This is a genomic window from Streptomyces sp. SPB074 (assembly GCF_000154905.1).
Taxonomy (GTDB): Bacteria; Actinomycetota; Actinomycetes; order Streptomycetales; family Streptomycetaceae; genus Streptomyces.
Window position 1 is genome coordinate 5,409,035 of record NZ_GG770539.1, and the last position, 9,630, is coordinate 5,418,664.

Annotated in this window: 6 protein-coding genes and 1 pseudogene; all 7 read left to right on the plus strand. The window is 73.8% G+C overall.

The annotated features are described in order from the left end of the window. Window positions 1–207 precede the first annotated feature (207 nt). The 7 genes and pseudogenes from rsmH to murD all read left to right on the plus strand — a co-directional run bounded on the left by rsmH (window position 208) and on the right by murD (window position 9,523). Complete coding sequence (gene rsmH, locus SSBG_RS22955) at window positions 208–1,146, plus strand: 16S rRNA (cytosine(1402)-N(4))-methyltransferase RsmH (RefSeq protein ID WP_008748456.1); 939 nt, start codon at window positions 208–210, stop codon at window positions 1,144–1,146. A gap of 97 nt (window positions 1,147–1,243) precedes the next feature. After that, a complete protein-coding gene (locus SSBG_RS22960; RefSeq protein ID WP_037870457.1) occupies window positions 1,244–1,855 on the plus strand; it encodes a membrane protein in 612 nt (203 codons plus the stop codon). Window positions 1,856–1,859: 4 nt separating this feature from the next. Next, a complete protein-coding gene (locus SSBG_RS22965; protein ID WP_008748458.1) occupies window positions 1,860–3,827 on the plus strand; it encodes a peptidoglycan D,D-transpeptidase FtsI family protein in 1,968 nt (655 codons plus the stop codon). Between the two features lie 49 nt (window positions 3,828–3,876). After that, window positions 3,877–5,609: pseudogene (locus SSBG_RS22970) on the plus strand (UDP-N-acetylmuramoyl-L-alanyl-D-glutamate--2,6-diaminopimelate ligase). A gap of 4 nt (window positions 5,610–5,613) precedes the next feature. Next, window positions 5,614–7,035, plus strand: a complete 1,422-nt coding sequence (locus tag SSBG_RS22975) for a UDP-N-acetylmuramoyl-tripeptide--D-alanyl-D-alanine ligase (protein WP_008748460.1) — start codon at window positions 5,614–5,616, stop codon at window positions 7,033–7,035. Further along, entirely contained in the window at window positions 7,032–8,102 is a 1,071-nt protein-coding gene (gene mraY / locus SSBG_RS22980; RefSeq protein WP_008748461.1) for a phospho-N-acetylmuramoyl-pentapeptide-transferase, read from the plus strand. Before SSBG_RS22975 ends, mraY begins: the two co-directional genes overlap by 4 nt. Then, complete coding sequence (gene murD, locus SSBG_RS22985; protein WP_420790326.1) at window positions 8,084–9,523, plus strand: UDP-N-acetylmuramoyl-L-alanine--D-glutamate ligase; 1,440 nt, start codon at window positions 8,084–8,086, stop codon at window positions 9,521–9,523. The genes mraY and murD overlap by 19 nt, the downstream gene beginning before the upstream one ends. Window positions 9,524–9,630: the final 107 nt, after the last annotated feature.

Here is a 9,630-nt window from a genome sequence, read left to right on the forward strand (position 1 = left end):
CCGCCGGCGGGACGGCGCGGGCGGTGAGCGACGGGGCGGGCGGCGGCACGGCGCGGGACGCGGGCGCGGGACCAGGGCGCGAGGCGCCTTTCGACGAGGGTGACGGGCAGGACATTGCACACGGACCAGACGCCCGAGGGCGCAGCACCCGGCAGCACGGCACAGGACGGGACCGGACCGGCAGCGGGGACGGCGGAGGGGCGCCACGTGCCCGTCATGCTGCGCCGCTGCCTCGACCTCCTCGGCCCGGCCCTCGCCGAGCCCGGCGCCGTGGTGGTCGACTGCACCCTCGGCCTCGGCGGCCACAGCGAGGCCCTGCTCAGCACCTTCCCCGCCGCCCGCCTCGTCGCGCTCGACCGCGACAAGGAGGCGCTGCGCCTGGCCGGGGAACGCCTCGCCCCCTTCGGCGAGCGCGCCCTGCTGGCCCACGCCGTCTACGACGAGCTGCCCGACGTGCTCGAACGCCTCGGCATCCCCCGCGTCCAGGGCGTCCTCTTCGACCTCGGTGTCTCCTCGATGCAGCTCGACGAGGCCGGCCGAGGCTTCGCCTACGCGCAGGACGCTCCGCTCGACATGCGCATGGACCAGTCCGCGGGCATGAGCGCCGCCGAGGTCCTCAACACCTACCCGCCCGGCGAACTCGTCCGCATCCTGCGCACCTACGGCGAGGAGAAGCAGGCCCGCCGGATCGTCTCCGCCGTCGTGCGCGAGCGCGAGAAGGAGCCCTTCACCCGCAGCGCGCGCCTGGTCGAGCTGATCCGCGAGGCCCTGCCGCAGGCCGCGAAGCGCACCGGCGGGAACCCGGCGAAGCGCACCTTCCAGGCCCTGCGCATCGAGGTCAACGGCGAACTGTCGGTCCTGGAGCGCGCGATCCCGGCGGCGGTGAACAGCCTCGCCGTCGGCGGCCGGATCGCCGTGCTCGCCTACCACTCGCTGGAGGACCGGCTCGTCAAGCAGGTGCTGTCCACCGGGGCCACCGGCACCGCGCCGCCCGGGCTCCCCGTCGTCCCCGAGCGCTACCAGCCCCGGCTCAAGCTCCTCACGCGCGGCGCCGAGCTGCCCGCCGAGGAGGAGGTCGCCGCCAACCGCCGTGCCGCGCCCGCCCGCCTGCGCGGGGCCGAGCGCATCCGCGAGGGGGCCGTGTGAGCGGAAGCGGGCCGCCCCGTCCCCGTACCGGAAACGGGCGGGCCCCCGCGCGGGGAACCGGCACCCGCGCCCCAGCGTGTCACCCCCCGGAGGAGTCGTGAACGGTGTCCTGCGACGCGGCCGGGCCGCCGCCCTCGCCCGGCTGCGCCCCGAGCGCGGCACGAACCGGGCGGCGCGCACGCCCTTCGTGCTGCTCGTCGTCGTCCTCCTCGCCGGGGGGCTCATCACGCTCCTCGTCCTCAACTCCTCCCTCAACGAGGGCTCCTTCCAGGTGAGCCGGCTCAAGAAGCAGTCCACCGACCTCACCGACGAGCAGCAGGAGCTCCAGCGGGACGTGGACGCCTACTCCGCGCCCGACGCGCTCGCCCGCCGCGCCGCCGAACTCGGCATGGTGCCCGGCGGCGACCCGGCCTTCCTCGCGCCGGACGGGACGGTACGGGGCCGCGCCTCGGCGGCACCCCCCGCCGCCCTGGTCCGGCCCGCGCCCGCAGCCCCGCCCGCCCCGAAGCCGAGCCCCACGCCGACGCCCTCCGGCAGCCCGGACCCGAGCGGCAGCCCGGACCCGAGCCGGAGCCCCGCCGCGAGCCCCGGTCCCGGCACGAGCGCCGCCGAGAGCCCCGGCGCGGACACGAGTCCCGCCGGTCCCGGCCCCGGCACGAGCCCCGCCTCCACCCCGTACGCGAGCCCGGACCCCACCCCCGGAAGGTGACGCCGTGACCGACAGGGAACCGCCCCGCCGCCGCGTACCGGGCCCCGCCAGGCCCGCCGCCGAGCGCCCCCGCAGCGGAGCGCGGCCCGGGGCCCGCCCCGGGCCCGGCGCCCGGCCCCGCCGCAGCCCCTCGGGACCGGGGCCCAGGCTCCGGGGACCGCGCACCATCCGGCTCGGCTCGCCGCGCCCCCGGCTGCGCCTCGTCGGGTTCACGATCACGCTGGTCATGGCGGTCTTCGTGGTGCGGCTGCTCCAGATCCAGGCCGTCGACGCCGACTCCTTCACGACCGCCGCGCAGAAGAACCGCGTCGTCGTCCACGAGATCGCCCCCGAGCGCGGCGCCGTGACCGACCGCAACGGCGTCGAGCTGGCCACCAGCGTGGACGCCTACGACATCACCGCCGACCCCTCGATGTTCGGCCGCGGGCAGACCCACGTGAAGGACGCCCCCGAGCAGGCCGCCGCCCTCCTCGCCCCGATCCTCGGCAAGGACGAGGACAAGGTGGCCGCCCAGCTCCGCGGCACCGGCCGTTACGCGCTCCTCGCGACGCGGCAGACCCCGCAGGTGTGGGCCCAGATCAAGGACCTCAAGAACGCCTTCGAGGAGAAGGCCACCAAGGACCGCCCCAGCATCCTCGCCGGGGTCTTCCAGGAGCCCACGAGCAAACGCGTCTACCCCAACGGCGACCTCGCCGCCGGGATACTGGGCTGGGTCAACGCCGAGGGCAAGGGCGCGGGCGGCCTGGAGGCCCAGTACGAGAAGTCGCTCGCCGGCACCCCCGGCGAGGTGCGCTACGCGCAGGCCGGGGGCCGCCAGGTCCCGACGGCGGGCGGCAGCGAGCACCCCGCCGTGGCCGGCACCGACGTACGGCTCACCCTCGACCGCGACATCCAGTGGGCCGCCCAGCAGGCGATCACCGAGCAGGTGAGAAAGTCCAAGGCCGACCGGGGCTACGTCATCGTCCAGGACACCCGCACCGGCGAGATCCTCGCCCTCGCCAACGCCCCCGGCTTCGACCCCAACGACCTGCGCCACGCCGACGTGGCGGCGCTCGGCAACCCCGCCCTCCAGGACGCCTACGAACCCGGCTCCACCAGCAAGATCATGTCCATGGCCGCCGTCCTGGAGGAGAACAAGGCGACCCCCGGCACCCACGTCACCGTTCCCGGCGAACTGCGCCGCGGCGACCGCGTCTTCCACGACGACGTACCGCACGGCACCTGGCACCTCACCCTCAACGGGGTGCTCGCCAAGTCCTCCAACATCGGCACGATCCTCGCCACCGGCCAGCTCGGCAAGACCCAGCCGCAGGCGAACCGGGTGCTCTCCTCGTACCTGCGCAAGTTCGGCATCGGCAGCGCCACCGGGCTCGGCTTCCCCGGCGAGACCTCCGGCATCCTCGCCCCGCCGGACAAGTGGAACACCTCGCAGCAGTACACGATCCCCTTCGGCCAGGGCCTGTCGATCAACGCGATGCAGGCCGCCTCCGTCTACTCCACGATCGCCAACGGCGGCGTCCGCACCGCGCCCACGCTCGTCAAGTCCACCAAGGGCCCCGACGGCCGCTGGGCGCCCACCGAACCGGCGAAGAAGACCCGCGTCGTGAGCGACAGGACCGCCAAGACGCTCGCCGCCATGCTGGAGTCCGTCGTGGACGACAAGGAGGGCACCGGCACCTCCGCGCGCATCCCCGGCTACCGCGTCGCCGGCAAGACGGGGACGGCCAACCGGGTGGACCCCAAGACCGGCCTCTACCGCGGTTACACCGCCTCCTTCGCCGGCTTCGCCCCCGCCGACAAGCCCCGCGTCACCGTCTACTGCGCCATCCAGAACCCGACGAAGGGCGGCTACTTCGGCGGGCAGATCTGCGGGCCCATCTACAAGAGCGTCATGGAGTTCGCACTCAAGACCCTCCAGGTCCCGCCCACCGGCGCCGCCCCCGCCCGGCTCCCCACCACCTTCGAGCCCTGACCGGCCGGCCCCGGCCGCGCACTCCCGGAGACCCACCCAGGAACCGCCCGTGACAACGATCACCCCCGATCCGGGGAACCACAGCCGTCCCCCCGGAACCGACGGCGCGCCAGCCCAGCCGCCCGGCCCCTCATTTCGCGGCGAGCCCATCCCGCCCGGTACGCTCACCGCCGTGCCACGCCCCGATCAGCCCCACACCCCCCGGGAGAACGGTCCCGTGACGTACTCCGGCCCCCCGCGCCCCGCCAAGACCGCGGCCACCCCGCTCGACGACCTCGCGGAAGAACTGGGGGTCGAGCCGCGCGGCGGCGGCCCCGCTCCCGCCGATGTCACCGGCATCACCCACGACTCCCGGGCCGTGCGGCCCCGGTGACATCTACGCGGCCCTGCCGGGCGCCCGCTTCCACGGGCGCCGACTTCGCCGCGCAGGCCGCCTCGCTCGGCGCCGTCGCCGCGCTCACCGACCCGGCGGGGGCCGAGCGCGTCCTCGCCGCGGGACGCCCCGTCCTCGTCGTCGGCGACCCCCGGGGCCGGATGGGCGCCCTCGCGGCGCGCATCTACGGCAACCCCGGCGACGGGCTGCTCCAGATCGGCATCACCGGGACCTCGGGGAAGACCACCACCGCGTACCTCATGGAGGGCGGCCTGCGCGCCGCCGGGCACTCCACCGGGCTCATCGGCACCGTCGAGACCCGCATCGGCGACGAGCGCCTCAAGTCCGAGCGCACCACGCCCGAGGCCACCGACCTCCAGGCCCTCTTCGCCGTCATGCGCGAACGCGGCGTGGACGCCGTCGCCATGGAGGTCTCCAGCCACGCCCTCGTGCTCGGCCGCGTCGACGGCGTCGTCCACGACGTCGCCGTCTTCAACAACCTGAGCCCGGAGCACATGGAGTTCCACTCCGGCATGGAGGACTACTTCCAGGCCAAGGCCCAGCTCTTCACCCGGGCACGCAGCCGCAGAGGCGTCGTCAACCGCGACGACGCCTACGGGCGCAGGCTCGTGGCCGAGGCGGAGGTGCCGATCGTCACCTTCTCCGCCGAGGGCCACCCCGACGCCGACTGGCGCGCCGAGGACGTCGAGATCAGGGCCACCGACTCGGTGTTCACCGTGGTCGGCCCGGACGGCTCCCGCTACCCGGCCCGCGCCCCGCTGCCCGGCGCCTTCAACGTCGCCAACACCCTCGCCGCCGTCGCCGCCCTCGCGGAGGCCGGGATCGACCCCGGGAGGGCCGCCGAGGGCATCGGGGCCGTCCCCGGCGTCCCCGGCCGCCTGGAGCGCGTGGACGAGGGACAGCCCTACCTCGCCGTCGTCGACTACGCGCACAAGACCGACGCCGTCGAATCGGTGCTCCGCTCGCTGCGCCGCGTCACCGAGGGCCGCGTCCACGTCGTCCTCGGCTGCGGCGGCGACCGCGACACCACCAAGCGCGGCCCGATGGGCGCCGCCGCGGCCCGCCTCGCCGACACCGCCGTACTCACCTCCGACAACCCGCGCTCCGAGGACCCGCTCGCGATCCTCGCCGCGATGCTCGCCGGCGCCGCCGAGGTGCCCGTGCACGAGCGCGGGGACGTCCTCGTGGAAGCCGACCGCGCGGCGGCCATCGCCGCCGTCGTCGCCCGCGCCGAGCCCGGGGACACTGTGCTCATCGCCGGCAAGGGCCACGAACAGGGCCAGGACGTCAACGGGGTCGTGCGCCCCTTCGACGACCGCGAGGTCCTCAAGGAAGCCATCCGCAAAGCCGCGGCCACCCCGGCCGCGCGGCAGAAAAGCGTGGGATGAACCTGTGATCGCCCTCTCTCTCGCCGAGATCGCTGACATCGTCGGCGGGCGGACCCACGACATACCGGACCCGGAGCTGCGTGTCACCGGTCCCGTCGTCACCGACTCCCGGGCCGTCGAGGACGGCGGGCTCTTCGTCGCCTTCGCCGGCGAACGCGTCGACGGGCACGACTACGCCGCCGGAGCCGTCGGGGCCGGTGCCGTCGCCGTGCTCGCGACCCGCCCCCTCGGCGTGCCCGCGATCGTCGTGGACGACGTCACCGCGGCCCTCGGCGCCCTCGCCCGCACCGTCGTAAAGCGCCTCGGCACCACCGTGATCGCCATGACGGGCTCGACGGGCAAGACGTCCACCAAGGACCTCATCGCGCAGCTCCTGAGCCGCCGCGGGCCCACCGTGTGGCCACCGGGCAACCTCAACAACGAGATCGGGCTCCCGCTGACCGCCCTGCGCGTCACCCGGGACACCCGCCACCTCGTCCTGGAGATGGGCGCCCGCGGCATCGGCCACATCCGCTACCTCACGAGCCTCACCCCGCCCTCCATCGGCATCGTCCTCAACGTCGGCTCCGCCCACATCGGCGAGTTCGGCGGCAAGGAGAAGATCGCCGAGGCCAAGGGCGAGATGGTCGAGGCCCTGCCCGAGTCCGGACTCGCCGTGCTCAACGCGGACGATCCGCTCGTACGCGGCATGGCACCCCGTACCCGCGCACGCGTGCTCCTCTTCGGCGAAGCGGACGATGCGGAAGTGCGGGCCGAGAACGTCACGCTTACGGACACCGGACGCCCCCGGTTCCTCCTGCGCACACCCACCGGGTGCGGCGAAGTGACCTTGCGCCTGTACGGTGAGCACCACGTGTCGAACGCGCTCGCCGCCGCAGCCGTCGCCCATGAGCTGGGAATGCCCGCCGAAGAGATCGCCCTTGGTCTCAACGAGGCACGCTCCCTCTCCCGCTGGCGGATGGAGGTCACCGAGCGCCCGGACGGCGTGACAATCGTCAACGACGCCTACAACGCGAGCCCCGATTCCGTACGAGCCGCCTTGCGCGCACTCGTCGCGATGGGCTCGGCAGCCCGTGACAAGGGCGGCCGGACCTGGGCGGTGCTCGGGACGATGGCGGAACTCGGGGACGAATCGCTCGCCGCCCACGACGCCGTCGGACGGCTTGCCGTCCGGCTCAACGTGAGCAAGCTCGTCGCGGTCGGGGGCCAGGAGGCGGCCTGGCTGCGCATGGGCGCATACAACGAGGGTTCGTGGGGTGAGGAGTCGGTGCACGTGTCCGACACACAGGCGGCGATCGACCTGCTACGCGGGGAACTGCGACCGGGGGATGTCGTGCTGGTGAAGGCGTCCCGCGCGGCGGGCCTGGAGAAAGTCGCCCAGGCCCTCCTGGAGGGCGCCGGTGAGGGCGAGGCCTCCGCGCGATGAAGCAAATCCTCTTCGCGGGAGCGGTCGGTCTCTTCCTGACCCTCATCGGCACCCCGTTGCTCATCAAGCTGCTCGCCCGCAAGGGCTACGGCCAGTTCATCCGTGACGACGGGCCGCGCGAGCACCACAGCAAGCGCGGCACCCCGACCATGGGTGGCATCGCCTTCATCCTCGCCACGCTCATCGCCTACTTCCTCACCAAGCTCATCACCGGCAGCCCGACCAGCTTCTCCGGGCTCCTGGTGCTGTTCCTGATGGCGGGCATGGGCCTGGTCGGCTTCCTCGACGACTACATCAAGATCGTCAAACAGCGCTCGCTGGGCCTGCGCGCCAAGGCGAAGATGGCCGGGCAGCTCATCGTCGGCATCGCCTTCGCCGTGCTCGCCCTGCAATTCGCCGACCAGCGCGGCAACACCCCGGCGTCCACGAAGCTCTCCTTCGTCACCGACTTCGGCTGGACCATCGGCCCGGTGCTCTTCGTGGTCTGGGCGCTCTTCATGATCCTGGCCCTGTCCAACGGCGTGAACCTGACGGACGGTCTGGACGGCCTCGCCACCGGCGCCTCCGTCATGGTCTTCGGTGCCTACACCTTCATCGGTATCTGGCAGTTCCAGGAGTCCTGCGCCAACGCGGCCACCCTCACCAACCCGGCCGCCTGCTTCGAGGTGCGCGACCCGCTCGACCTCGCCGTCGTCGCCTCCGCCCTCATGGGCGCCTGCTTCGGCTTCCTGTGGTGGAACACCTCGCCCGCCAAGATCTTCATGGGCGACACCGGCTCGCTCGCGCTCGGCGGCGCCCTGGCCGGGCTCGCGATCTGCTCGCGCACCGAACTGCTCATCGCCCTCCTGGGCGGCCTGTTCGTGCTCATCACGCTCTCGGTCGTCATCCAGGTCGGTTCCTTCAAACTGACCCGCAGGCGCGTGTTCCGCATGGCACCGCTCCAGCACCACTTCGAGCTCAAGGGCTGGTCCGAAGTCCTCGTCGTGGTCCGCTTCTGGATCATCCAGGGCATGTGCGTCATCGTCGGCCTCGGCCTCTTCTACGCGGGATGGGCGGCCGACAAGTGACCGGGCAGGACTTCGCGGGCAAGCGCGTCACCGTCGCCGGGCTCGGCGTCTCGGGGATGCCCGCCGCCCGCGTCCTGCACGCGCGCGGAGCCCTCGTCACCGCCGTCACCGACGCCGACGACGAGCGCTCCCGCGCCCAGGCCGCGGAACTGCGCGCCCTCGGCGTCACCGTGCGCCTCGGCGACGGGGCCGCCCTCCCCGAGGGCACCGAACTCGTCGTCACCGCCCCCGGCTGGCAGCCCGGCAAACCGCTCTTCGCCGCCGCCGGGGCGGCGGGGGTGCCGGTCTGGGGCGACGTCGAACTCGCCTGGCGCCTGCGCGGCCCCGGCGCCGCGCCCTGGCTCGCCGTCACCGGCACCAACGGCAAGACGACGACGGTACGGATGCTCGCCGCGATCCTCGAAGCGGCGGGCCACCGCACCGCCGCCGTCGGCAACATCGGCGTCTCGCTCCTCGACGCGGTCCTCGCCGAGGAGCCCTACGACGTCCTCGCCGTGGAACTGTCGAGCTATCAGCTGCACTGGGCGCCCTCGGTACGGCCGCACTCCGCCGCCGTGCTCAACCTCGCGCCCGACCACCTCGACTGGCACGGCTCGATGGCCGCCTACGCCGCCGACAAGGGCCGGATCTACGAGGGCAACCAGGTCGCCTGCGTCTACAACGCCGCCGACCCGGCCACCGAGAAGCTCGTGCGCGCCGCCGACGTCGAGGAGGGCTGCCGGGCCATCGGCTTCACCCTCGGCACCCCCCGCCCCTCGGAGGTCGGCGTCGTCGAGGGCCTGCTCGTGGACCGGGCCTTCGTGCCCGACCGCACGGAGCAGGCCCAGGAGCTCGCCGAACTCGCGGACGTGAACCCGCCCGCCCCGCACAACATCGCCAACGCCCTCGCCGCCGCCGCGCTCGCCCGCGCCTACGGCGTCCCGGCGACGGCGGTCCGCGACGGCCTGCGGGCCTTCCGGCCCGACCCGCACCGCATCGAGCACGTCGCCACGATCGACGGCGTCGCCTACGTGGACGACTCCAAGGCGACCAACACGCACGCCACCGAAGCCTCGCTCGCCGCCTACGAACCGATCGTCTGGATCGCCGGCGGACTCGCGAAGGGCGCGACCTTCGACGAACTGGTGCAAGGCGCCGCGAAACGGCTGCGCGGGGTCGTCCTGCTGGGCCGCGACCGTGCCCTGATCGCCGAAGCCCTCGCGCGACACGCGCCGAACGTACCCGTGGTCGACCTCGACCGGGCCGACACTGGGGCGATGTCCGAAGCGGTGCGCGAGGCGGCCGGGCTCGCCCGCGAAGGCGACACGGTCCTGCTCGCCCCGGCGTGCGCCTCGATGGACATGTTCACCAACTACAACGTGCGCGGCGACCTCTTCGCCGAGGCCGTCCGCGCACGCGCCACCGCTGCCGAAGGCGACTGAACCGGACCGGCCCGCCGCCGGGCCGGTCCGCGCCAGGACGACTGGAGGGGACAGCGACGATGGCCGCTGAGCGTACGGCCGAGGGCGGGCGCTACAGCTCCGCCCGC

Bases quoted from the DNA above. Each gene is read 5' to 3' on its own strand.
- murD (WP_420790326.1), top strand. From the start codon at position 8,084: ATGGGCGGCCGACAAGTGACCGGGCAGGACTTCGCGGGCAAGCGCGTC.
- mraY (WP_008748461.1), top strand. From the start codon at position 7,032: ATGAAGCAAATCCTCTTCGCGGGAGCGGTCGGTCTCTTCCTGACCCTC.